Source organism: Bradyrhizobium sp. 35, from assembly GCF_023073215.1.
GTDB classification, from domain to species: domain Bacteria; phylum Pseudomonadota; class Alphaproteobacteria; order Rhizobiales; family Xanthobacteraceae; genus Bradyrhizobium; species Bradyrhizobium canariense_D.
Genome location: NZ_JADPJC010000154.1, coordinates 1 through 571, shown reverse-complemented (window position 1 = coordinate 571; position 571 = coordinate 1). Strand labels below are relative to the sequence as shown.

The 571-nt window shown below is 68.0% G+C and carries 1 protein-coding gene; it reads left to right on the top strand.

From position 1 onward, the window contains the following. The coding region (locus IVB36_RS32300) for a phosphopantetheine-binding protein (RefSeq protein WP_247394336.1) at window positions 1–571 on the top strand (571 nt) is incomplete at both ends.

The following is a 571-nucleotide window of genomic DNA, read 5'->3' as shown; positions in this document are numbered from 1 at the left end:
GGTTCTTGGCCGATCCGTTCAGTGGTGAGGTCGGCGCACGGATGTACCGGACCGGGGATCTCGCGCGGTACCTGCCGGACGGCAATCTGGAGTTTCTGGGCCGCATCGACGACCAGATGAAGATCCGCGGCTTCCGGATCGAGCCTGGCGAGATCGCGGCGCGGCTGGTTGAGCACGCGTCGGTGCGCGACGCGGCGGTGGTTGCGTGCGAGGATCGCAGCGGCGAGAAGCGTCTGGTCGCCTATGTGGTTACGGCTGCGGAGCATGCCGGCGAAGCCGAGGAGACTGAACTTGCCGGCACGTTGCGCACCCATCTTGGTGCGCGGCTGCCCGAGTACATGGTGCCGAGCGCGTTTGTGCGGCTTGCGGCGCTGCCGTTGACGCCGAACGGCAAGCTGGACCGCAAGGCGCTGCCCCCGCCAGAGGATGATGCGTATGCGCGGGCAGCCTATGAGGCGCCGCGGGGCGAGATCGAGATCGCGCTGGCGCAGATCTGGGCCGAGCTTCTGGGCCTGGAACGTGTCGGCCGGCACGACAACTTCTTCGAGCTGGGCGGGCACTCACTGCTGGC